At 69.6% G+C, this 22,831-nt stretch carries 18 protein-coding genes; 7 read left to right on the top strand and 11 right to left on the bottom strand.

All coding sequences use genetic code 11. The features are described 5' to 3' along the window. Positions 1–49: 49 nt before the first annotated feature. From ABZ406_RS09085 to ABZ406_RS09050, 8 genes are all read right to left on the bottom strand, one after another. Entirely contained in the window at positions 50–1,399 is a 1,350-nt protein-coding gene (locus ABZ406_RS09085; RefSeq protein WP_357757709.1) for a cytochrome P450, read from the bottom strand. Further along, positions 1,396–1,947 carry a flavin reductase family protein gene (locus ABZ406_RS09080; protein WP_357757707.1) on the bottom strand — a complete coding sequence of 184 codons (552 nt, stop codon included), beginning with the start codon at positions 1,945–1,947 and terminating at the stop codon, positions 1,396–1,398. The genes ABZ406_RS09085 and ABZ406_RS09080 overlap by 4 nt, the downstream gene beginning before the upstream one ends. Further along, positions 1,944–2,384 (bottom strand): acyl-CoA thioesterase, encoded by a 441-nt coding sequence (locus ABZ406_RS09075; protein ID WP_355422172.1) that lies wholly within the window; start codon positions 2,382–2,384, stop codon positions 1,944–1,946. The genes ABZ406_RS09080 and ABZ406_RS09075 overlap by 4 nt, the downstream gene beginning before the upstream one ends. After that, complete coding sequence (locus ABZ406_RS09070; protein WP_357757703.1) at positions 2,381–8,146, bottom strand: type I polyketide synthase; 5,766 nt, start codon at positions 8,144–8,146, stop codon at positions 2,381–2,383. The genes ABZ406_RS09075 and ABZ406_RS09070 overlap by 4 nt, the downstream gene beginning before the upstream one ends. Next, positions 8,143–9,138 (bottom strand): enediyne biosynthesis protein, encoded by a 996-nt coding sequence (locus ABZ406_RS09065; protein WP_357757700.1) that lies wholly within the window; start codon positions 9,136–9,138, stop codon positions 8,143–8,145. Before ABZ406_RS09065 ends, ABZ406_RS09070 begins: the two co-directional genes overlap by 4 nt. Positions 9,139–9,143: 5 nt before the next feature. After that, complete coding sequence (locus ABZ406_RS09060) at positions 9,144–11,102, bottom strand: CRTAC1 family protein (protein WP_357757697.1); 1,959 nt, start codon at positions 11,100–11,102, stop codon at positions 9,144–9,146. Between the two features lie 363 nt (positions 11,103–11,465). After that, positions 11,466–12,521, bottom strand: coding sequence for a carboxymuconolactone decarboxylase family protein (locus ABZ406_RS09055; RefSeq protein WP_357757694.1), 1,056 nt, complete (start codon positions 12,519–12,521; stop codon positions 11,466–11,468). A 37-nt stretch (positions 12,522–12,558) separates the two neighbouring features. Then, positions 12,559–13,614: a carboxymuconolactone decarboxylase family protein gene (locus ABZ406_RS09050; RefSeq protein ID WP_357757691.1), complete on the bottom strand. Its 1,056-nt coding sequence runs from the start codon at positions 13,612–13,614 to the stop codon at positions 12,559–12,561. 234 nt (positions 13,615–13,848) lie between these two features. On the opposite strand from ABZ406_RS09050, the gene ABZ406_RS09045 reads away from it, so the two are divergent. Together ABZ406_RS09045 and ABZ406_RS09040 are read left to right on the top strand one after the other, a co-directional pair. Next, entirely contained in the window at positions 13,849–14,418 is a 570-nt protein-coding gene (locus ABZ406_RS09045; RefSeq protein ID WP_357757687.1) for a hypothetical protein, read from the top strand. Then, the gene (locus tag ABZ406_RS09040) at positions 14,418–14,975 is read left to right on the top strand and encodes a copper resistance protein CopC (protein ID WP_357757683.1); all 558 of its coding nucleotides are present in this window, start codon (positions 14,418–14,420) and stop codon (positions 14,973–14,975) included. Before ABZ406_RS09045 ends, ABZ406_RS09040 begins: the two co-directional genes overlap by 1 nt. A 129-nt stretch (positions 14,976–15,104) precedes the next feature. Here ABZ406_RS09040 and ABZ406_RS09035 read toward each other — a convergent pair whose 3' ends face one another. Together ABZ406_RS09035 and ABZ406_RS09030 are read right to left on the bottom strand one after the other, a co-directional pair. Then, positions 15,105–16,067: a DUF1702 family protein gene (locus tag ABZ406_RS09035; RefSeq protein ID WP_357757680.1), complete on the bottom strand. Its 963-nt coding sequence runs from the start codon at positions 16,065–16,067 to the stop codon at positions 15,105–15,107. Beyond that, positions 16,064–17,062: a DUF1702 family protein gene (locus ABZ406_RS09030; protein ID WP_357757677.1), complete on the bottom strand. Its 999-nt coding sequence runs from the start codon at positions 17,060–17,062 to the stop codon at positions 16,064–16,066. The genes ABZ406_RS09035 and ABZ406_RS09030 overlap by 4 nt, the downstream gene beginning before the upstream one ends. Before the next feature lie 161 nt (positions 17,063–17,223). On the opposite strand from ABZ406_RS09030, the gene ABZ406_RS09025 reads away from it, so the two are divergent. From ABZ406_RS09025 to ABZ406_RS09005, 5 genes are all read left to right on the top strand, one after another. After that, the gene (locus tag ABZ406_RS09025) at positions 17,224–17,775 is read left to right on the top strand and encodes a DUF5987 family protein (RefSeq protein WP_357757674.1); all 552 of its coding nucleotides are present in this window, start codon (positions 17,224–17,226) and stop codon (positions 17,773–17,775) included. Continuing rightward, positions 17,772–19,406, top strand: a complete 1,635-nt coding sequence (locus ABZ406_RS09020; RefSeq protein WP_357757671.1) for a GMC family oxidoreductase — start codon at positions 17,772–17,774, stop codon at positions 19,404–19,406. Before ABZ406_RS09025 ends, ABZ406_RS09020 begins: the two co-directional genes overlap by 4 nt. Positions 19,407–19,712: 306 nt before the next feature. Beyond that, complete coding sequence (locus ABZ406_RS09015; protein ID WP_357757668.1) at positions 19,713–20,549, top strand: AraC family transcriptional regulator; 837 nt, start codon at positions 19,713–19,715, stop codon at positions 20,547–20,549. Between the two features lie 124 nt (positions 20,550–20,673). Then, positions 20,674–21,327: a MerR family transcriptional regulator gene (locus ABZ406_RS09010; RefSeq protein ID WP_357757665.1), complete on the top strand. Its 654-nt coding sequence runs from the start codon at positions 20,674–20,676 to the stop codon at positions 21,325–21,327. 399 nt (positions 21,328–21,726) lie between these two features. Then, positions 21,727–22,161 (top strand): SgcJ/EcaC family oxidoreductase, encoded by a 435-nt coding sequence (locus tag ABZ406_RS09005; RefSeq protein WP_357757662.1) that lies wholly within the window; start codon positions 21,727–21,729, stop codon positions 22,159–22,161. A gap of 89 nt (positions 22,162–22,250) precedes the next feature. On the opposite strand, the gene ABZ406_RS09000 is transcribed toward ABZ406_RS09005, so the two are convergent. Beyond that, positions 22,251–22,688, bottom strand: a complete 438-nt coding sequence (locus ABZ406_RS09000) for an SCP2 sterol-binding domain-containing protein (protein ID WP_357757659.1) — start codon at positions 22,686–22,688, stop codon at positions 22,251–22,253. Between the last annotated feature and the right edge of the window lie 143 nt (positions 22,689–22,831).

The raw sequence follows: 22,831 nt of genomic DNA, 5'->3' as shown, positions 1-22,831 counted from the left end.
GCCACCACGAAAGGGCGCCCTCGCCGAGCCGCAGCCCGATCCGATCCCGCTATGCCTCGTGCACCGTCATCGGCAGACCGCCGCGAACCCGCAGCGACAGCATCGGCTCGGGCACCACCCGGTATCCCGGCACCTTGGCCAGCCGCAGTTCCCGCGCCACCATCGCGACCACGAACGCCGCCTCCATCATCCCGAGGTTGTTGCCGACGCAGAACCGCGGGCCGGCGCCGAAAGGGATGTAGGCGTACCGGGGCCGCGAGGCGGAGCCGTCCTTGTCGAACCGCTCCGGGCGGAACCGCTCCGGCTCCGGCCAGAACTCCGGGTTGCGGTGCAGGGTGTACGGGCAGATCAGCACGTCGACCCCGGCGGGCACGTCGTACCCGCCGATCGTGTCCGCCCTCTGTGGAATGCGGGAGAGCATCCACACCGGCGGGTACAGCCGCATCGCCTCCTCGATCACGGTCGCCGTGTATCGCAGCCGGTGCAGGTCGTCGAAGGTGGGCTGCCGGTCCCCGAGCACCGACAGCGCCTCCGCCCGCAGCCGCTCCCAGACGGCCGGGTTCTCGTCGAGGAGATGGAACGTCCAACTCAGGGTGCTGGCAGTCGTCTCGTGGCCGGCCAGGCAGAGCGTGATCAACTCGTCGCGCATCCGCTGCTGCCCGACCGCGGCGTCGGGCTCGGCGTTCGTGGACTGGATCAACCGGCTCAGGGCGTCGTCGCCGTCGAGCCGGCCGCCGCGCGCGTCCACCAACTGGTTGACGACCCTTTGCAGGTGACGACGGGCGCGGCGGAACCGCACCTGGTGCGGCAGCGGAACCCACATCGGCACCGCGCTCATCGTGACCATCTCGAACATCGCCTGGTCCTGCATCGCCTCGAAGGACCCGCCGACGTCGCCCAGGCCGCCGAGATCCGCGTCGAGCAGGGTACGGCCGAGCACACCGAGGGTGAGCCCGGTGGCGGCGCCCGCGATGTCGACCGGGCCCCGCCCGACGTGGTCACGCAGACGGTCCACGAACCGACCGGCCTCCTCGGCCACCACGTCGGCCTGCCGGGCGATCCGTTTGGGCTGGAACACCGGCTGGATCACCCGTCGCTGCTTGCGCCACAGATCGCCCTCGCTGGTGAGCAGCCCGTCGCCGAGGGCCCGTTTGGCCTGGGCCAGCCCGACGCCCTTGTGGTAGTTGTCCGGGTTGTCGGCGAGCACATGCTTGGCGTGGTTGGGGTGGTTGAAGAAGAAGAGAACCTTCGGGCCGATAGCGATGCGGGCGGCGTCACCGAAGGCCTCGGCTGCCGACGACATCAGCCCGAGCCGGTCCCGGCCGAGCTTCCACAGCAGCTTCGGCGCCGCCCAGAACGGTGGCCCGGGCGGCCGCTGCCGCGACGCGGTGACTGTCATGTCGCCGCCTCGCTCGGCTCGGGCACCGGCGCCGGCTCGGTCATGCCGCGGAACTGCCCGTTGACGAAGACCAACACGTCACCGGTGCTCTCCCAGCGCAGCGACACCACGCTGCTCAGGAAGATCGTGTGGTCACCGCCGTCGTACGTGCGCCAGACCTGACACTCGAAGTGCGCCACCGCGTCGTCGATGAGCGGGGCGCCGGTGACGGTGCCCGGCGTCCACTCCACCGCGCCGAACTGCGCCAGGCCCAGTGGCCGCCACCGATCCGCGAAGTGGCGTGCCACCTTCTCCTGCCGGTTTCCGAGCACCGAGATGCCCAGGGTGCCGGCCTCGCTGAGGATCTGGTGCATGATCGCGTCGCGGCTGACACAGACCAGCACGAGCGGCGGGTCCAGCGAGACCGACGCGAACGAGTTGGCCGTCATGCCGTGCGGTGTGGCGCCGCCGACCGTCACGACGGTGACGCCTGTCGCGAACGTTCCGAACGCCCGCCGGAGCAACTTCGATCCGGCCACCTCGCTCGGACTGAGCAGTTCGCCGCTCATCTCGCCTCCCCCTGCGCGTACGGCTCGAGTGCGCGAGCCAACGCCTCCGGCACCCGCGCCGGCAGTGTCCGGGTGTTGGGGCCACGCATGCACGCGACCCGTTGCCGGCCTCGGGCGACGAGCGTCTCGCCGCCGTCCGGGTCGAGTCGCACGTAGTCGAAGCCGAACTCGATCTGGGTCTGCGCCAACTCCACGAGCCGCATCCGGACCGAGAGGTCGTCGAACGCCGTGATCTCGGCGAAGAACTCGCAGTCGACCTTGAGCGTGAAGAGCTTGAGGTCGTCCTGCAGGTCGGCCAGCACGTCCGGTGCCCGCTGCTTGAGGAACATCTCCCGGCACCGTCCCTGCCAGCGCAGGTAGTTGACGTAGTAGACGTTGCCCACGAGGTTGGTCTCTTCGAAACCGACAGTGTGCGGGTACTCGAAGTACTTGCTCATCGCAGCGACCACCCGTCGGTGAGCACCGCGACGACGACCGGGGCGTCAATGTCACGCAGCCGGGTCACCAGCACGGCGATCCGCAGCGCGCCGGAGGCCAGCGTGAGCCAACCGTGCGGACCGACCGCGCTCAGCGTGATCGGCGTCTGCACCGGCAGTCCGACCTTGCGGAGGCACTCGATCGCCGTCCAGACCCGGGTGCTCGCGGTGTCGATGTCCTCGTCGGTGTCCTTCGTGAGCTGGCCGGCCAGGCCCTCGTGCGGGCCGAGCAACGTCGACCAGGTCGCCGCGTCGCGTTCGGAGACCGCCTCGATGTCGCAGCTCAGCATCCCCTGACCGCCGACGCAGACGGTCACGCCGGCGCCGTGTGCCGCCGACACGACCCGGTCGCCGTCGACCTCCGGGCGGCCGTCGGGCCGGTAGCGCACCTCGACCGGGCCGCCGAACACCCGTCCGGCCGCGAGGCCGGTCATGGCGCGTCGGGGCGGGTCGTCCGCGCCGTGTGGCTCAACCGCCACCGCGACCCGGGCACCGAGCAGGTCGTCGAGCGACCGTTCGAGGTACGGGCCGAGCAGCGGCACCGCCCACGGGCCGCGCCCGTCGCCCTTGCGCACCGCCTGCAGGCGCAGGCCCTCCCACCGTTCCACCACGTCGCCGCCCGGCGTGCGGACCGCGATGTCGTAGAGGTAGGTGTCACCGTCGCGGCTGCGCTCGGTCGCCGTGAACCGGGCCTCACCCTTGTCGGCGAGGACCCGACCGGCGGCGTGCACGCGTTCGATGCCGGCCGGCAGGAGCGTCGCGTGCGGTACGCAGACCTGCAGACCGTGCATGAGCGCGTCCCGCATCCCGGGGTCACCGAGCAGCAGGTCACCGCCGAGGAAGCTGGCGAACCAGCCGTCGGTCGCGACCGCTGCCACGTCCACGTCGACGTGCCGTGCCGCCGCCCGGTGGTAGCCGCGCAGCCGCTGGAACCGCTGACCCTGAAAGAGGATGCCCCCGTACAGGTCCGTAGCCGGGTCGAGGGGCACCAGCGGCAGGCCGGCGCCGGACTCGTCCGGTGGGCCGTCCAGCTCTCCGGGGTCGCCGAAGCGCAGCCGCGCGCGGAAGTGGTCGACCGCGAAGCCGGTGTCGGCGGCCCGGATCGCGACGTCGACGTCTCCGTCGCCGGTCACCACTGCCGCGATCCGGATCGTGACACTGCCGTCGACAGGTACGACGATCGGCCGGAGGAACTCGACGTCCTCCATCGTCGGCACCTCGGCGCGCCCGGTGAGCGCGGTGGCGGTCTGTGCCATGGCCTCCATGCCGAACACCGCCGGGAACAGCAGGTTGCCGTCGAGCAGGTGGTCGGCGAGATACAGGTCGATGCCGGCGTTGAGTTCGACCTCGGTCACCAGTTCGACACCGTGGTAGTGCACGAGCGGCGTGCCGACGAACCGCAGCAGCGGCAGCGTCGGCGTTTCCCGACGCACCGTGTCGATGCCCTCGGTGCGGCCACTGATCACCACCACCGGCGGGGCGTCGGGGTCGGCGACGAGGCGGCGCAGCAGTCGTACGCCCTCGTCGGGCGAGATCGGGACGATCCCGTCGCGCTGCAGACCCTCCACGACCGAGAGCCGCTCGCCCATGCCGACGCCGGACCAGACCGACCACTCCAGGCAGAGCGTCCGGCATTCCGGGTACGCCGCCGCGAAGTCCTCGGTGATGTCGGCCAGCCAGTCGTTTGCCGTCGCGTAGTGCGCCTCACCGCGCAGGCCGGCCCGGCCGATGATGCTGCCGAAGGTGACGAGCATCCGCAACGCGCCCGGCTCGACGGCGTCGAGGACGGCGCGCAGCCCGTCGATCTTCGGGGCGAACGTCGCCCGGAACGCCTCCGCGTCCAGGTTGGCCACCGTCGCCGGCTCGTTGCGGCCGGCACCGTGCAGGACCGCCGTCACCGGTCCCAGCTTCTGGCGTGCGCCCTCGACAGCGGTCCGGACCTGCGCCGGGTCGGTGACGTCGGCGCGGGCGTAGTGCAGGCGTACCCCGGCTGCGGTCATCCGGTCGAGGTTGGCGGCCAACTCGGCGTCGGTCGCCGGGTCGCTGCGACCCAGCACTGCCAACGCCGCACCGGTGTCCTGCGCGACGGCGAGCGCGCACTCGGCGGTGATGCCCTTGCCACCGCCGGTCACGAGCAGCACGTCCGACGCGTCGATCGGCATGAACTCCCGGGCGGGTCGCACCGGCATCGCCCGCAGGGTCGGCACCCGCCGCACCCCGTCGGCGTCGTAGCGCACCTCGTGGAACCGCCCGGTGGCGGCCACCTCCGCGACCAGTAACGCGTGGTCGTCGAAGTCGGCGGGTACGCGGACGATGGTGGTCCGGATCCGGGGCATCTCCAACCGCAGCGACTTGGCCAGCCCGGCGGCTCCCCGACCACGCTGCACGACCACGAACCGGTCGCGTTGCTTGTCGGCGATCGCCGCCTTGGCCCCGTCGAGTGCTAGTGCCAGGTCGGCCTCGGTGCAGTCGGCCGGCAGGCAGACCAGCACGCCGCCACCGACGCCGCCGTGCTCCAACGCCGGCCGCAGCGACTCGGCGAGCGGGTCGCCGTCCCGCGACCAGCACCGCCAGGGGCCGTTGGCCTCCACCTCGACGCGCGGCGGCAGCGCCACGGCGTCGAGGTCGACGGAGAACGCCCGGGACCAGGCGCCGGCACCGGCCACCGTGGCCGCCGTCGCCGCACCGCCCTCCCCGGCGGAGCCGGCCAGGTCCTCCAACGCCTGGGCCAGTTCCCCGACCGTGGCGACGGCGAAGTTCGTCGGCGTCTGGGCGCTCGGCACCGACAGCAGTTGGGCGGCCTGGTTGACCACCTGTCCCACAGTGATCGAGCTGAGGTGCAGATCGTCGAGGAGGTGACTCTCGCCGCGGACCATGTCGATCGGCAGCTCGGCGCGGTCGGCCACCAACCGACGCAGCAGGTGCAGCGGCGGCTCGGAGGCGTCGGCGTCGACCTCGATCGTCTTCGTCTCGACGGCCCGCCGCAGGGGCTGCACGGTCAGCGGCGGCGCGGCCTCGCAGGGGCTCGCGAAGAAGCTGAACTTCGCCCCGAGCTGCAACGGCCGGGTCAGGCGACCCTGGAACAGCGCGTCGTCGACCCGGAACGCGCCGACGACGTACGCGGCGCCGACGGCGTTGAGCAGACCGGCTACCGATTCGTCGTCGGTGTCGAGGGACACCGACGGCACGTCCGTCGCCGCTGTCGCCAACGCCCCCAGCACCCGACCGGGGCCGACCTCGATGAACAGGTCGAGGTCCTTCGCCGCGAAGGCCACCGCCTGGGCGAAGAGCACCGGGTCGGTGATCTGGCGGCGCAGCAGGGCCGGCACGTCGGTGTCGGCCGGAAGGACATCGCCGGTCACCGTCGACACCACCCGACCCGACAGCCTGTCGAACGTCTCGTCGGTCAACCGGTCGCCGAAGGCGTCGGCGGCCGGCGCCACAAGCGGTGAGTGGAACGCGTGCGAGACGCGCAGCGGGGTGGTGGCCAGGCCCGCCTCGCCGGCGCGGCGGCAGGTTTCCTCGATCCCCTCGGCCGTGCCGGCGATCACTGTCTGTTGTGGACCGTTGAAGCCACCGATGACCACCGGGAGGTCGGCCAGCAGAGGCCGGACCGCCTCGGGTGCCGCCGTGATGCTCGCCATCGTCCCCGACGAGCTGTGCTCGGCCATCGTCTGGCCGCGGACCATCGCGGTACGCAGCAGGGTGTCCTCGTCGAACGCGCCCGCCCAGTGCAGGGCGGTGATCTCACCGAGGCTGTGCCCCACAGCGGTGGTCGCCTCGATGCCGAGTGCCGACAGCACCCGCAGGCCCGCCAGCGAACCGGTGACGATCCGGGGCTGGGCCACCGCGGTGGCGACCATGTCGCCCGAGGTGGGCAGGGCCGCCTTGGTGTAGACCTCGTCGACCTCGGTGAACCGGCGGCGCAGGGCACCGCCGCTGGTCCCCCGCCCCGAGCCCTGCCCGGGGAAGAGGTAGCCGATCCGGCCCGGGCCGCCGACGTGGCCCAGGAAGCTGCGCTCGTCGGCGCTGACCAGGCTCGTCTGGCCGGCGTCCAACGCGGCACAGAGCCGTTGCAGTCGCGCGACCGCGTCGGCAGGTGACGACACCACGACCGCCGCCCGGTGGGGCAGGTCGCGCAGCTCCCCGTGCAGGGTCGCGGCCAGGTCGCCCAGCTGGGCGTACGCGACGCCGTCGACGAACTCGACGAGCCGGTTGAGCCGCTCCCGCAACTTCTCCCGGGAGGCGGCGTCGACAAGCAGCAGCTCGACGTCCTGGCCGGAGGAGGCCAGCCGACTGGTGCGGCTGTCGAACCCGCGCCGACGTCGGGAGGGGCCGCCCTCGAGAACGATGTGCGTGTTGATTCCGCCGAAGCCCATCGCCGTGACTCCGGCCCGGACGGTCGGCAGGTCGGGCCACGGCTCCGCCTTGCGCAGCGCGCGCAGCGCCGGATTGTCGTCGTCGGCCAGAATCTCGTGCGGCATGACGCAGCCGATGGCCGGGGGCAGCACCTGGTGGTGCACGGCCAGCGCCGCCTTGATCAGGCCGGCGACACCGGCGGCGGCCTTGGTGTGCCCGATCATGCCCTTGATCGAACCGATCGCCGCCGGAGCGGCGGTCGGGTCGGCGGACCGACGGGCGAGGGACAGCGCCGTCAACTCGGTGGCGTCACCGACCCGCGTACCGGTGCCGTGTCCCTCGAACAGGCCCACCGTCTCGATTCCGAAGCCGGCGCGCTCGTACGCCCGGTCGAGCGCGAGGCGGTAGCCGCTCACCTCGGGTCGGGTCATCCCGCCCTTGCCGTCGGAGGAGATCCCCCACCCGGCGATCGTGGCGTAGATGCGGTGGCCGGCGGCCCGGGCGTCGTCCTCACGCATCAGGACGACCATCCCGCAGCCCTCGCCCGGCCAGAAGCCGTTCGACCCACGGTCGTAGACGCGCATCTCACCGGTTGCCAACGCACCCGTCTTCGCGAACCCGATGATCTCGAAGGGATCGATCGACAGGTCCACACCACCGGCGACGGCCACGTCGACGTCACCGTCGATGAGGGTCTTGCTGGCTGTCGCCACCGACAGCAGCGACGACGAACAGGCGCCGTCGACGGTGTAGCCACCGCCCTTGAGGTCGAAGTGGTTACAGATCCGTCCCGCGATCGTGTTGGAGAGCCCGCCGGCCAGAGTGTCCTCGTCGACCTCCGGGAACGGACTCTTGAAGGTCGCCTCGAACGAGTCGAGGAAGGTCATCAGGTGGTCGTCGTCCCAGTCCTGGTCCTTGAGCGCCGCGGCGACCATTCGCCGGACGAAGGGCCAGCGCAGCCGCAACTGATTCGCTCGGGTGAACTCACCGGTCAGGGTGTTGCCGACCACCACGCCGGTGCGCTCCCGGGGCAGCCCCTCGGCCATCGGGAAGCCGGCGTCGGCCAGGGCCATCGCGGCCATGTCCAGGGCGAGCCAGTGGGTCAGGTCCGTCGAGCGGTACGTGCTGCCGGCGACCTTGTAGGCGATGCGGTCGAACTCGTACCCCTCGATGACCGCCGCGTTGCGGGCGTAGAACTTGTCGGGCGTGTTCGGGTCCGGGTCCCAGTAGTCCTCGAGCCGCATCCGCTCGTCGGGGAGACGGCGGAACGCACGCCGCCCGGCGAGGGCGTTCTCCCACAGCTCCCGGGGGGACGTGGCGTCCGGATAGCGGCACGCCATGCCGACTATCGCTACACGAGTCATGCGGGGACGACCTCCTTGCCGGTGTGTTCCTTGCCGTTGCCGTTTCCGGTGCTCGCCGGCACCGGCATCGCTGCCGTGCCGATGCTTGGTGCACGGTCGGCCTTGGACTTCTCGATGAAGTGCAGGGTCCAGTGGAAGCCGCCTCGGATGAGGCAGACGGCCGCGGTGGCGAAGAAGATGCCGTACGCGATGCCGAAGCCGGTGAGCAGGCCGTAGACCACTGCCACGCTGGCACCGAACACCACCTGCGCGGCCGGCGCCGACGGCGACGTGCCCGGGTCGGTGACCATGTAGTTGGTGAACAGCACGAACGCGACGCCGGTCATCATGCCCAGGGCCGCCGGGATGGACGTGTCGAGCACCACCCCGCGCACGATCGCCTGGAGGGCGAACGCGGACAGCCAGCCCATGATCAGCCACATCCGACCGGTGAGCTTGCCGTTGATCATCGTGCCGCCGAGGATGATGAGCGCCGGGATCAGCCAGTCCCAGAAGCCCGTGATGTACTCGGTGAAGTGGTAGGGCGGTGCGACGCTGGCCCAGGGGAAGACCAACAGGATCACCGCGATGCCGAAGTTCGACGGGTTCATGTAGTGCCGCATCCGGCCCCGGACGGGGGCCTGCAAAACCCACTTGGCGCCGATGGCGACAGCGATACCGAAGAGCATCGTCCAGAGCCGGTCGTTGACGTAGATCAGCATGTTGAGCGCGAGGCTGGTGATGTGCGCCGGATAGAGGAACTCGATGAGCCCTCGCATCCCTCGTCCGCTGAATCGTGGGGCTCGGCCCTCGACGCGGGCACCGATGGCCTCCAGGGCGATTTCGATCGTGTAGCCGGCGAAGACCGCGATGAAGGGCCAGGTCCAGGGCTGCTCGAAGCCGAAGACCGTGAAGCCGAGGATGTTGAAGACCGAGATCGAGATCGCGAAGTTGCGCAGCGCGATGTTGACTTTCGGATCGTGACGGGGCGGGGTGACGGTACTGGTGGTCATGTCGTTCACCTCTCCTGGGCCTGGGCGCCGAGCTCGAGCGAGTGCCAGCCCGGAGTCATCGAAAGCTGCTGCTTGTGCGACTGACCGGTGCGATCGCGCCAGCACAGCTCGACCTGTACCGGGCCGGTCACGTCCCTGCCGAGTCCGATGTGGACCTCGTTGCTGCGCTTGCCGGAGTGGCCGCTGCCGCCGTCGACACGGCCGAGCAGCACCCGACCGTCCGCCGTGGTGACCTTGACCTGGGCGCCGACGACCGGCGAACCAGCGGTCGGGGCCGATGCACCGGCCGGGGCGGGGTGGGTCAGGCGGAGGCCGAGGAAGGCGCCGGGGTTCGGGCTCTGGTTGTGGTAGAAGACGGGCTCGTCCCACTGCCTGGCGACAGCGAAGTCCAGCCGTCCGTCGCCGTCGACGTCACCCGTCGCGATGCCGCGGGTCGGCACCGGCGCGTCAAGGCCCAACTGCGGCGCGATGTCCAGGTAGCGGCCACTGTCGGACTTGACGAAGAAGTGCAACCGCTGGCTGCCGCCGATGTCGTCACCGGGGCGCAGGTTCGGCCACCAGGTGGTGTTGCTGAGCAGGTTGTCGTTGGACATCGCGAGTTCCTGCAGCTGTGGCCACCTGTTGACCTCGCCCTTGACGAAGCCGGTCGCCTGCGCCACGACCAGCTGGCCGCTGTTGTTGAAGTCGGCCATCTTCACGTCCCAGCCCCAGCCGGACCAGGCGAGCCCGAGCGGCGCGCTCTCGTCCTTGAACGGGGCGGTGCCGTCGTCGAGGTGGGAACGCAGGTCGTTCTGGTCCTTGGCGGAGTTGACGAAGGCGAAGTGACTCTCCTCCAGGCCGAAGGTGGTGGCGATGTTGCTGACGTACATGTCGTAGAGGCCGTCGCCGTCCAGGTCGCCGAAGTCGACGCCCATGCCCTTGAACGAGTCGGCGCCCACCCGCTTCGACTTGGGGACCAGTGGGTCGCGCACCGCCTTCACCGGGGCGAAACTGATCTTGCCGGGGGTCGACTTGTTGTAGAGCATCCGGTCGGGGCCGAAGTCGTGCGCCACGTAGAGCTCCGGCAGGAGGTCCCCGTCGACGTCGTTCGCTGCCGCGGCGAGGGCCCAGCCCTTCGACACGGCGCGCGGAAGGACGTTGCTGACGAGCTCGAACGTCGCCGTCGGCTCGGCGCCGGCGGTGGCGCCGGTGCACCGGAAGAAGTAGTCCTCACCGCCGTTGAACGCCTGCGACATCGAGTGGTTCATCGCGACACCGTCCTTCTTGGTGTCGTCCAGGACCGGGCCGTGCGGGAAGTAGTTGCCGACGAAGATGTCCAGGTGGCCGTCCCCGTCGAAGTCGTCGACCGCGACGGTGTTGGTGTTCCACTGCGGACCGTCGTAGCGGTCACCGTTCGACTGGGGCATCACCTCGACCGGTCGGAAGGTGTTCATTGTCAGGCCGACCGCACCAGCCTTGGCGAGGTAGAGGATTGGCGTACGTCCCCAGAGGTAGACCAACACGTCGGTGCGGCCGTCCTCGTTGAAGTCGCCGGGGACGCACCCCATCGGCGCCATCGTGTCGCTCATCGGCAGCGGTGCCGGATCGAGCGCGAACGGTGTGTAGCGCGGAGTGCCGGTACCGGGCACCGGGGTGACCACCACCCGGTCGATACGGGGATCGGTGATGCACAGGTCGTTGGGCAGGCCGTCCCCGTCGAGATCGTTCATCGCGACGCCTGAGCCGACCGACGAGATCCACGCGTTGATGTCCTGGTACTTCTGGTTGACCTTGCGGACCGTCTGCTGCGGGAAGCCCCCCGGCATCGCGATCGAGGACGGCTGGAACGCGAAGCCGCTCGCCGTCTGCGCCAACTCGGACGCCGAGGCGGAGGGCAACCTCCCCAGTTGGAAGAGCAGGGCGACCAGGGCCAGCGCCACGATTGCGGGTAGCCGCCGATGCAGCCATGAACCCTTCTGCGACATCTACTTGACCTCCGATTGTGACGGACGGGTACGGGGCCGGGAATCCCATTAACAGAGGTTCGTTAATGCGATTCAACCGATGCCTGGACGGCTCCACGGAAAGGGCTTCAGCACCGATAGCCGTGAGCGCGAGTTTCCAGTTCCGACCCCTTCTAACAGGGAGTTTGGCGACTGTCTATCACCGCACTTCCCGACCCACCGATTTCGGTGAGTGCGCTGGATAGAGCGTCGCAGGGGCCCTTTAACGATGTCTTCTTCGTCTGTGCTGGGGGCTTCTTCATTCGTGCGCTGCGCCCCATAACCGGACATGCGCCGATATTTTTGGGGCATCGCCCCGCGAGATAATTGCGATTTCCCGGCCGACTACCGAAGGTGACGGCGACCGACCACGAGCGCGGTGGCGAAACTGGCCCAGGCGACCGTCTCGACCATCACGGCATCGCCCTCGTGCCAGGCCCGGAACTCCGCGACGGTCTCCTCGTCGACCTGATACGACGCGAAGGCCGCGAGCAGAGCGAGCCGACCCGCGGACCGGTCGGGCTCCGGCAGGTCGGCGATCGCCCGCTCGCACCACTCGCGACTCAGGCCGGTGTCGCCGCCCTGCCAGGTGTCGAGGTGCGCGGCGACGAGGGCTCGCACCCGCGGTGCGACAGATCGCTCCCCGGCGGCGGTGAAGGCCGCGTTGGCGCGGGCCACCGCCTCCGCAACCGCCGGGTTGCCCACCGCCCAGCCCGCCTCCGGCGGCAGGTCGGCCGCGGGCAGGAGGGACAACGAGCGACCAGCCGGGTGCTCCTCGCGCAGGCTGGCGTGCAGCAACCTGCTGACGCCGCGCTTCATCCTCCGCTTGGCCCGGGAGCCGAGCTGCGGCGGCAGCAGAAAGCTCGACAGGAACACGTTGACCATGCGGCTCAGGTAGTGGAAAGCCACCACCACGCCCACCAACTCGGCGCGCTCCGCCGCCGTGAGCGTCAGGTCGAACGCCGGAAAGGCCGCCGGCTGATGGGCGACCCGCGCCCAGCCGGCGAGCGTCCGCACCCGGGGATCCACGATGTCCGCGACCCGGTCGGCGACGATCGCCTCGGCGTCGTGCTCCGTCGACAGGTCGTACATCCCCGTGCTGTGCATGTCGACGCAGTAGGGGCAGATGTTGGCCACCGACACCGCCGACGCCACCGCCTCCTTGGCCAGCCGGTCGACGGCGCCACCGGTCATCAGCGGCTCGCGCATCAGCATCCAGTAGGCGGCGAGTGTCAGGGGGGCCGGCGAGTGCAGCAGCAGCGGGGGTACCACCAGGCGCATCTCGTCGGTGGCCTGCCGGTAGACCTCGGCCACCAGACCGTCGGCTGCGGTGGGTGCGACCGGCGTCACGTACTTGACCTGGCGCTGAACGACCGACGAGACGACGCGGGCGGCGACCATGGTTACCTCCGTTGAGGGTGTGGACGTCGCACCAGCATCACGCCGCTGACGCCGACGGCCCCACTCCGAGCGTGCCGACCCGCAGCGCCGCCCTCATCGCCGCCCAGGACGTGACCTCGATCAGTTCCTGGTCGCCCGCTCCCGTCGCCCGCACTGCGGCGAAGTCGGCCTCGATCGACTGATACGACCCGAACGCCGCCAGCAGGGCCAGCCGACCGGCGGGCTGGTCGGCCGGCGCCAGGGCCGAGACCGCCTCGCTCAGCCAGCCGCGGTTGGCCCCCGGAGGCCGTCCGTCCCAGGCGTCCAGCCGATCGGTGACAAGCGACCGTACCGGGCCGGGCACGGAACGCAGGCCGGCACGGTCGAAGGCGGCGCCGGCCCGCGCGAACGCGTCGCCGATACTCGGGCTGTCGGCCGCCCATCCCGGCACCGCCGTCGCCGGCGCGGCGGGGAGCAGCGTCGGCGCCGCCCCCGGCTCGGGCCCGCTACCGCTCAGGTCCATCAACCGCCCGAAGACCCTCCGGACCGTCGTCCGTGCGGCGCCGGGCAGCCGTGGCGGGAAGGGCGACTCGGGGAGGAACAGGTTGACCATGCGGTTGATGTAGTGGAACACCACCGCCACACCCAGAACCTCGGGGACCGCCGCGGCCGGCACCGGCACCGCCGCGGCGACGTGCCCGCTGTCGCGTGCCCAGCCCGCGACCGCCCGCAGGACCGGATCGGCGAGTTCGTCGAGGTTGCCCGAGGCGATCTGCGCCGACTCCCGCCCGCGAGCCAGGCCGTGCATCGTCGAGCTGTGCACATCCACGCAGTAGGGGCAGGCGTTGCCGATGGACACGGCGGTCGCCACCGCCTCCTTCGTTCCCCTGTCCACGACACCCCTCGCGACAAGCGTCTCGCGCAGGATCATCCAGCTTCCGGCGAGTGGCTCGGGAGCCGGTGAGTGCAGGGCAACCGGCGGGGCGAGCATTCCGAAGTCACGCTCGACCTGCTCGTACACAGTGGCCACCAGGCCCTCGGCCACGGCGATCGGTACCGGCGTGACGTGCCGTACCGTCCCCGCGGCTCGGCGGGTGCCTCGAATCATGATCATGCCCACGGTGCTCTCCCTTCGATCGCAAGCCCAAGGATGTCGATGCCGACCGGCCGGGGCCGTCTCCGAACTTGCGGTATCGGATGGATCCGCACGAACACCGTGTGGTGCCCGCAGAAGCCCCGGCCGGCTCGCCGGGACCGAGCAGGGTACAGCGCACGTTCGAAGAAATCCCTCGGTGACTCATTGACTACCGTAAGCGCCGGGCCACGCCCACCGACGAATGGAGTGTCCATGTCCGCTGTCGCGGCCCCACCGAGGTCGGGCTTCCTCGCGTCCCTCAACGGCCGGCACCACCGCGCCGCCCTGAACACCTTCATGGTGGTCGTCATCGCCCACTGGGCGGAGCACCTCGTGCAGGCGTACCAGATCTTCGTGCTCGACATGCCCCGACCCGCGTCGCGCGGCGTGCTCGGACAGTTCTGGCCGTGGCTGGTCACCTCGGAGTATCTGCACTACGGCTACGCCATCGTGATGCTCGTCGGCCTCTTCCTGTTGCGGCCAGGCTTCGTGGGTCGGGCCCGCACCTGGTGGACGATCGCTCTCGCCATCCAGTTCTGGCACCACATCGAGCATTTGCTGCTCCTCATCCAGGTGCAGGGCGGCTTCACCATGTTCGGCGCCGCGGTGCCGACGAGCGTCCTGCAGCTCGTCATGCCCCGCGTCGAGCTGCACCTGTTCTACAACTCGATCGTCTTCATCCCGATGCTCGTCGCCGTCTACTACCACCTGCGGCCGAGCCGGGCCGAAGCCGAGGTGATGCGCTGCAGCTGCGCGCCCCGTCCCGTAGCGTCGCTGGCCTGATGGTCCGCCGAGGTGGGGCGCTGCTGCTCTTCGTCCTCCTGCTGTCGAGCGTCGCGTCGCCGGCCTTCGCCGACGGCGGTCTGATCACCAGTGACCCCGCCGCGGGTGCCGCCGTTCCGGCGGCGCCCGCGGCCGTCGCGCTCACGTTCTCCGACGCGCCGGACCTGGCGCTCTCCCACGTCGCCGTGCTCGACGACGCGGGCAACCCGATCCAGTCGGGCGACGCGCGACAGGGCCCGGAGCGCACGGTGACAGTGCCGATCACCGTCGCCCGGCCGGGCAACCTGACTGTCGCGTTCCACATGGCGCTCGCCAACGGGGGCGAGGCCACCGGAAGCCTGCGGTTCAGTGTGGGCACCGGGGTGGCACCTCCGGCGCCGTCCGAGGTCGTCCAGCAGGCCACCGCCGACGCGCTCGCCGCGCACCAGCACTCGATCGACCCGATCAGCGCCTTCCTGCTCTTCGTCGACGGGCTGGCCGTGGTGGTCGTGCTGGCACTGCTGTACCTCCGCCGGCCCTACCAGGCCGCGTCAGACACACCCGACACGCGTCCGTGATCCTCTCGGCAACGCCGGCGACCAGCCCACCCGGTCACCGGGTCACCGGTCCGCAGCGGTAGGTGAGCGGCGGGCTGCACCGCACGAACACAAGGGGCCCCGCCGGACGGCGGGGCCCCTTGTCGCAGTTCAGCTGCCGAAGTTGGCGACCATGGCCGCCGCGATGCGCTCCCGCCAGACCGCGAACGCCGGGATCTGCCCGTCAGCCGGCAGGTCGACGAGCGCCTCGTCGGTGACCTTCGAGGCGCTGGCCGGCGACATGCCACACAGCAGCTCGGTCGCCAGCTCGGTGTGCGGCTGAACGAGGTCGGCCTTGACCCGGGACGCCGCCGCGAAGGCGACGCCCTGCATGAGCTGCGGGCGGTACGGGCCGGCCAGGTCCCGCAGCCGGCGCAGCTCGGTGTCCGACGCGCCGCCCGCGTACCCTGCGGCAAGACCGGTGCCCGCCCACAGGTCAGGTCGCCTCGCCTCCGGGAAACGGTTGAGCAGGCCGGCCACGTGATCGGGGTCGGTGCCGCCGACGAACCACGACGCCCGGCCGATGCCCTGGTCGATGGCGTTGTTGGCGTACGGGTGGCCCGGCCACGGGAAACGTTCGTCGCGGAACTGCTTGTGCACATATCGATCGGTGACGAAGTATGCCTGGTGGAATCCGTAGCCGTCGAGAACCAGCCAGCGCAGCAGCGGGTCCGGGGCGTACAGGGTGGACCAGCGGAAACGGGGCAGTCGGGCCATCGCCCACCCCACCCCGACGTAGACCATGTAGACGTGGTGTCGGGCCCGCCCGTCGAGGAAGTCCGCGACGTGCCGCGACCCGCCGCCCGGTAACCCGTCGCGCATCGCCAGGGCCATCGCGGCACCCTCGTAGGCGAAGCCGCGATAGCCGGTCGGCACCTGCTCCAGCGACGACTCGGCGTCCGTGGGCCGCTTGGCCTCGGCCGCGAACGCGTACCCGGCGAGGAATGTGCTGCCGACGTTCTCCAACCGCTCCCGTCCGGTGTCGGACTTCACGTGGAAGCCGCGGACGTCCATCCTGGTGGCCGCGACGTTGGGGGTCAGCACCCTGCGTCGCAGGCTGCGCCAAACGCTCATCGAACCCTCCTGTCTTCTTGGTGAATGGCGTTGAGGCGGGCCCGGATCCGGTGGCGCCACACCTCGTAGTCGGGATCCTCGGTGTCGCCGAAGCCCACTGCCGCGACCTCGTCGGCAAGCACCGCTGCCTTCGCGGCGGGCAGGCCGGCGAGGACCGTGACCCCGGCCTCGCTGTGCTCGGGCAGGTAGCCGGCGAAGGTCCGCGCCTTCGCGGCGAAGACCGCGCCCTGCCCGAGGTGGTCGCGGTGCTCGCCGGCGGCGGTCCGGAGGTGCCGCAGCCCTTCGGGTGTGGTGCCGCCGGCGAACGTCGCCGCCAGACCGACACCGCTCCACAGGTCGGACCGCCGCTCCGGGGCGAACCGGTCGACGGCAGCCGTGACGTCGGCGGGTTCGCCGCCGTGGATGAACCACAGCGCGCGACCGATCCCCTGGTCGACGGCGCGCGGAAAGTAGTCGGCGCGACCGAGCCACGGGTACGCCGGCAGCGGGCGCTGCTGCTGCACCCACCTGTCGGTCTCGAAGTAGGCACGGTCGAAGCCGTAGCCGTCGACTGCCAACCAGCTCATCGTCGGGTAGTAGGGGGTGCCGGTCAGATCCGGCAGCACGTTCTTCCACAGGGGACGGGGCAGTCGGGCCATCGCGAAGCCGATCCCGATGTAGGTCAGGAAGGTGTGCGGCAGGCCGGGGCCGCGCAGCAGGTCCCGGGCCTGGTGGCGACGCCCACCCGGCATGACGTCGCGGACGGTCAGTGCCATGGTCGCGCCCTCGTAGGCGAAACCACGCTGCTCCTGGTCGACAAGTTCCAGTCGTCGCTCCAGTTCCCACTGGTCGCGCGCCTCGATACCCCATTCGAAGCCGCAGATGACCGCCTGCGGGATCGCCTCCAGACGTTCGGTTGTCGGGCTCGGCCTGACCGGGAAGCCCCGGCCTTTGAAAGTGACGTCGGCCAGCGACGGCGTCAGCGCCATCCGGCGGATCGCACCCAGCATCGGCATGTCGCTCGTACCTCCCAAGGTTTGTTCCATCGTGCGTGCGGGCGCCCCGGCGGTTCGTCTTCAGGCGTGCGCGGTCGGCCGACGGCACGACGGAAGAACGGCTCGGATCGCGACAGGAACACAATGTCCGCAGCGATGAATCTGCGGCCTGGAGGCATTTCGTGGAAGTTCCAGACAAGACCATCACGATCGAGGCATTTGCCGACACGATCATTCCAGGAGAGAAACGCTGGCCGGACGATCGGGCGATCGCGGGCGCCGCAACCGGCGCCGGCGCGGTCGCGGCCGGTGCGCTCGCACTACTGGAGTTGCCCGCCGGCGGTCTGGCCGAAGCGCTCGATTCCCTCGCGGTGACACTGAACGAGCACGCCGACGATTACGCGTACGAAACAGGCCTCAGCCTGGACACGTCGGTGCCGTCGTTCGTGGCGCTGCCCTTCGACCACCGCACCGCGCTGGTGCGCATCCTCACCGACCCCGGCCATCCCGAGAAGCAGATGTGGGTGAGCCTTGCCCTGTTCTGCAACATGGCCTTTGACAGTGCCGCGCACATGAGCACGCCGACGGCCTTCGCGACCGGCCATCCGGGGCTTCTCACCATCGGCTATTCCCGACCTAACGCCGACGGCGTCTACCGGTTCCCGGAGTTCAGCTACGGACGGCAACTGGCCAACCACCATCCACAGACGACTGCGACGGGGAGCCCCGCATGACTGCTACGGAATCGACTGACGTCCTCGTCATCGGCAGCGGGTTCGGCGGCGCTATCGCGGCCTATCACCTCGCCGCCGGTGGCGCCAGCGTGGTGGTGTTGGAGCGCGGGCCGTGGCTGCGCGCGGACGAGTTCGACCACGATTTCGAACTCGGCAAGTCGTACACCAGGATCTTCGACTTCGTCGTGGGCGACGGAATGAGCATCCTGGGCGGCAACTGTGTGGGCGGCGGCAGCGTGGTCTACTTCGCCACGATGCCCCGGGCACCCCGGTTCGTCTTCGAGCGGCAGGGCAGCATCGGCCGCCGCATGTGGCCGGCGGCGATCAACCGGGACACCCTCGATCCGTGGTACGACCGGGTGGCGGAGGCGCTGCCGATCACCCAGCAGAGCTGGGACCGCATCCCCTATGCCGGTGGGCTCTGGGGGGCGGCATGTCGGCACGCCGGACGGACCGCCAACCCGGCGCCGTCGGCCATCGACGTGGACCTCTGCACGAACTGCAACTGGATGATGGCCGGTTGCAAGTTCGACGCCAAGCGCTCCCTGTTGCTCAACTATCTGCCGGCGGCTCTCGACCACGGCGCCGAAATCCGTCCACTGCACGAGGTGCAGCACCTTTCCCGCAATCCCGACGGTGGATATCGCGTGCATTACCGGATTGTTGACGGCGAGGATTACAGAATCCTGCACGATTCCGGCGAGATTGACGCGAAGATTGTCGTGGTCGCTGCCGGATCCGGCGCTACTCCGGTCATTCTTCAACGTTCGGAGCCACACCTCGGGAAAATGCCGCACGCGGTCGGTCGGTATTTCTCGGGTAACGGCGAAAGGCTGAATACCGCCATCTTCGACGAGGAGAAGGTACGCGACGTTCTCGGCCTGAGTCGATCCGACGGACAGGCGTACTCCGCCTATCAGATCGGACGAGGCCCCACCGTCGCCTCCTGGGACAAGCTCGACGGATCACTTCCCGAATACGAGCGCTTCTCCCTGGAACAGCTCTACTTCCCGCCCGGGCTCGGCACGATTCTGGCGCAGGTCCCGGGCGCGACCGAGCCGAGCTGGTTCGGGCTGGAGAAGAAGCAGATGCTGCGCCAGTGGCAGTCGTGGTTGACGATCTTCACGATGTCGGAGGACGACAACGAGGGCGTGTTCGGCCCGCCACCGGAGACCGGTAACTCGCACCGACTCTCGCAGCAGATGCTCGGAGTGGGCCCCCTGCGCTACGAGCCGACGAAGAACACCTGGCGGGGATGGTCACTGTCCGACGCCGAGGTAAAGGACATTCTCGAACGGGACGGGCTGGCCCGGGTCGCCCCCTGGACCAACGACCTGGTCGGCGCGTACACAGTGCATCCGCTCGCGTCCTGCCGAATCGGCGACGACCCGGCAACCTCGGCCCTCGACGACCGACACGAATTGCGCGACCATCCGGGCATCTTCGTCACCGACGGCTCGGCGGTGCCCGGCGCCCTCACCGTCAACCCGGCCCTGACGATCGCGGCGCTGGCCGAGCGGGCGATGCCGGGAATCGTCGCCGCGGCCCAGGCGAGAGGGGTTCCGGTCAGCTACAACGGCACGTTGCCCGCCCCGGCCACGGCGCCCGCTGTCGCCGCCCCCACAGGCTGATGCTCCGGGCGAATATAGACAATGCGGAAGATTGAACTTAACGCACCCTTTGAGCTGCTTTAACTCCTCGGCTTGCATTAGAGACTATCACTATCTACCACGCAGGCCCCCTACTCCACGATTGCGCTCCGTATCCAAGCAAATCTGCACAGTTGCGGCCGAGGGCGGGATCGACTAACGTCGACATGGATCTCGGTGCATCACCAAGCGGACACCGGCGGTGACCGAAGAGGCGTATCTCAGATATTTGATTTACGCCTTTGGTGAGACCGGCAAGAAGTTCTCACGAATTGCTGGGGAGGAATCGTGGGGGACGCGGTCGAGGAAGCAGCGAAGCGCGCAATCGCGACAATGCGCGAGAACCTCAGCGAGCAAATCACCGTAAGCGACATGGCCCGAGCGGCGATGTTCAGCAAATTCCACTTCACCAGGATTTTCCAGCGCGCAACCGGGGTGTCGCCAGGCCGTTTCCTGTCGGCACTCCGGTTGCAACGCGCCAAGGATCTACTGGTCTCGACATCGCTCAACGTCGCGCACATCAGCGTGCGAGTCGGCTACAACAGCGTTGGAACGTTCAGCTCGCGTTTCAGCAAGAGCGTTGGAATGTCACCGACGGCGTACCGCAAACTCGCCGGGTACGCCCCGCACATTCCCGTGGCACCGATGCCGGCCGCGGGCACACCATCGACAGCCAGCATCCATGGCCAGGTGCACCCTTCCAGCCAGGCCAGCCTGGGTCTCGTGTTCGTCGGTCTCTTCCCGGACCGCATACCCGAGGGCCGACCGATCCGGTGCACCATCCTGTCCGGTCCCGGGTTGTTCCACTTCACCGGCGTGCCGCCGGGCACCTGGTACCTGCTGGCCCAGTCGGTCACCGGTGATCCCACGGAGATCGCCACCGACCAGCACAGTCGTCCCGTCTGCGTCGCCACCCACGGGCCCCTCGCCATCGGCCACGACACAGTGCTCACCGTGGATGTCAACCTCCAGCCCGTAACGGCTCTGGACCCACCGGTCCTGCTCGCACTCCTCGACGCCCGCAAGGTCGCGCTCAGCGTCGTGGCCGCCCAGGAGAAGGCCCGGGCCGCCACCCTCCTCTCCGCACGCGTTCCGGCCCGGTCGGTCGACCGTCCGGCCGCCTGACCGGAACCAACCAACCACCCGTGCCCGTGCCCCCGCTTCTGGCGTGCACGGGCACGCGGCCGTGATCCACCTACAACGACTCATCGAAGAGTGGTCGACATGACGCGTCTACCTGGGGGCACCGATGCGCATTTCCTATCTGAGCAAAGAGACGGGCCTACCCGTCGCCACAATCAAGTACTACCTCCGCGAACGGCTCCTTCCTCCTGGTAGACCCACCGGTCGCAACCAGGCCGACTACGACGAGCGTCACCTGCGCCGCCTGCAACTCATCCGTGCGCTGACCCACGTCGGGAAGCTCGACCTGTCGACCGTCCGGCAACTGCTCGCGAGTATCGAGGACCGCCAGCTTCCCCTGGCGGGTCTCTACGACGTGGTGCACTCACTCGTCGGCGAAGCCGCCAACCTGTCCGACGCCACCGCCGACGTCAACGAGTTCATCGACGAGCTGGGCTGGGTGGTGCACCCCGACGCGGCCGGCCGTGGCCAGCTCGCGCAGGTCGTCGCCGCGCTCCGCCGGCTCGGCTGCGACTGCAGCATCCAGTTCTTCGCGCCGTACGCGGCAGTGAGCGAGCAGCTCGTGGCACAGGAGATGGCCCTACTGCCCGCCGACGGCGCGGACGTCGACCGGGCGGCCGCTGTGGTGCGAGCGGTGCTGCTGGAGGTCGCGCTGACCGCTGTGCACCGGATGGCACGGGAGCACTACGTACACCAGTGGCTCGGCAAGGGCTCATCCGAGCACCCCGCTCACGCGGAGGCCGCCGCGGAAACGGCGTGAGCCACCGCGCGCAGGGCGTGAGCCGCCGCGGAAACGGCGTGAGCCACCACGCGCAGGGTGTGAGCCGCCGCGGCGGACGGTGAGCAGCCCCGCCGGAGGCTGACCGGGTGGAGCCCGGTGGCTGTCGTCGTCCACGACAAGGCCAGAGATCACGCGACGGTGCCCGGTCACGGGGCTGTCCTCCTGTCGAAGTCCCCGATCGGAATCAACTGTGGTTGTCGTGGCCATCCGAGCATGCCGCCAACAGTGGTGCGCAGTCTTCTTTCAAAATGCCGAGTTGGACGCGACCAACGCGCATTTCAGGAGAACGGAACGGCTTCTGCCAGCACTAGCCTCGGCAACGTCGGGATGCAACTCCGACCGGCCTTCTCGCCACCATCCAAGAATCGAGGACCAGCGATGACCCCCAGTTCCTCCGCACCGTTGGTGACCGGCCTCTCCGGCGCCGACCAAGCGGCCATAGCGGCGGTACCCGGCCGCCTGGTCAAAGCGTGGGCGGCCCAGGACGCGCAGGCGTTCGCGGACATCTTCGTCGACAACGGGTCGATGCTGCTGCCAGGTGTCTACCGCCAGGGCAAGGACAACATTCGCGATTTCATGTCGACCGCGTTCGGCGGCCCCTTTAAGGGCACCCGGGTCACCGGCACGCCGGTGGAGATCAAGCAACTGGCCCCGGGTGCGGTAGCGCTGATCACGGAGGGTGGTGTCATCCCGGCTGGCGAGACGACGCTTCCCGACCGGGCAGCCATCCGGGCGTCCTGGATTCTCGTCAACCACGACGGCGAGTGGCTGCTCTCCGTCTACCAGAACTGCCCCCGCGACCGCGTCGCCTGACCCGACCGGCGCCCCCGAACCGAACGACGCCGATGACTGCGGGAGTCATCGGCGTCGTTCTCGGGCGTCGGCGGAAGCGGACCGCCGGGTCAGCCTCTGGGCGGATCGAACAGGGTGGGGAACTTCGCGGTCAGGGCCAGGTCGCCCTTGGTCTTGAGGCGACCACGCATCACCAGCGCCACCGCGTGCGAGTTACCCGTGACCAGGTTGAGGAAGTCGACCCCACCCAGCGAGAGCGTGAGATCGGGATGCCGGCCGTTGCCCGGTGTGCTGACGCAGGCGCCGTCGGCGATGACCATCTCGTACACGTCGACGCCGCCGTCCGGCCGGTCGCCGATCCGCCACTGGATCACGGCGGTGAGCGCGCCGGCACGATCGGCGCGGAACACCTGGGGCATGTTGGTGAAGATCTCCTCGATGACGTCCGTCCGCCGCGGGCCGTGCATCAGCCGGCGCAGCTCGCCGTTGGGGGTCTGCTTGACGAACACCGCGAGCTCGCGCGGGCTCATCGTCGTGGGGTCGCTCATAGGGATTAGGTTGGCCGATCGGCCACCGGACGGACATCTCCGAGCGTGCGTTCAGTGGGGAATCCGCGCAGGTCGCGCACGTAGCGAGACGACGGCGCGGGGCTGACCGTCCAATGATTGATCCGACCTGCTCCACAGGCGCG

It is taken from the genome of Micromonospora sp. NPDC005710 (genome assembly GCF_040630995.1).
GTDB lineage: Bacteria > Actinomycetota > Actinomycetes > Mycobacteriales > Micromonosporaceae > Micromonospora.
This window is presented reverse-complemented; position numbering and strand designations above follow the sequence as displayed.

Coding starts and splice junctions, on each gene's coding strand:
- ABZ406_RS09055 (WP_357757694.1), bottom strand. CDS start 12,521: ATGGTCGCCGCCCGCGTCGTCTCGTCGGTCGTTCAGCGCCAGGTCAAG.
- ABZ406_RS09035 (WP_357757680.1), bottom strand. CDS start 16,067: ATGAGCGTTTGGCGCAGCCTGCGACGCAGGGTGCTGACCCCCAACGTC.
- ABZ406_RS09080 (WP_357757707.1), bottom strand. CDS start 1,947: ATGAGCGGCGAACTGCTCAGTCCGAGCGAGGTGGCCGGATCGAAGTTG.
- ABZ406_RS09060 (WP_357757697.1), bottom strand. CDS start 11,102: ATGTCGCAGAAGGGTTCATGGCTGCATCGGCGGCTACCCGCAATCGTG.
- ABZ406_RS09065 (WP_357757700.1), bottom strand. CDS start 9,138: ATGACCACCAGTACCGTCACCCCGCCCCGTCACGATCCGAAAGTCAAC.
- ABZ406_RS09070 (WP_357757703.1), bottom strand. CDS start 8,146: ATGACTCGTGTAGCGATAGTCGGCATGGCGTGCCGCTATCCGGACGCC.
- ABZ406_RS09040 (WP_357757683.1), top strand. CDS start 14,418: ATGGTCCGCCGAGGTGGGGCGCTGCTGCTCTTCGTCCTCCTGCTGTCG.
- ABZ406_RS09045 (WP_357757687.1), top strand. CDS start 13,849: ATGTCCGCTGTCGCGGCCCCACCGAGGTCGGGCTTCCTCGCGTCCCTC.
- ABZ406_RS09085 (WP_357757709.1), bottom strand. CDS start 1,399: ATGACAGTCACCGCGTCGCGGCAGCGGCCGCCCGGGCCACCGTTCTGG.
- ABZ406_RS09020 (WP_357757671.1), top strand. CDS start 17,772: ATGACTGCTACGGAATCGACTGACGTCCTCGTCATCGGCAGCGGGTTC.
- ABZ406_RS09030 (WP_357757677.1), bottom strand. CDS start 17,062: ATGCCGATGCTGGGTGCGATCCGCCGGATGGCGCTGACGCCGTCGCTG.
- ABZ406_RS09050 (WP_357757691.1), bottom strand. CDS start 13,614: ATGATCATGATTCGAGGCACCCGCCGAGCCGCGGGGACGGTACGGCAC.
- ABZ406_RS09010 (WP_357757665.1), top strand. CDS start 20,674: ATGCGCATTTCCTATCTGAGCAAAGAGACGGGCCTACCCGTCGCCACA.
- ABZ406_RS09000 (WP_357757659.1), bottom strand. CDS start 22,688: ATGAGCGACCCCACGACGATGAGCCCGCGCGAGCTCGCGGTGTTCGTC.
- ABZ406_RS09075 (WP_355422172.1), bottom strand. CDS start 2,384: ATGAGCAAGTACTTCGAGTACCCGCACACTGTCGGTTTCGAAGAGACC.
- ABZ406_RS09005 (WP_357757662.1), top strand. CDS start 21,727: ATGACCCCCAGTTCCTCCGCACCGTTGGTGACCGGCCTCTCCGGCGCC.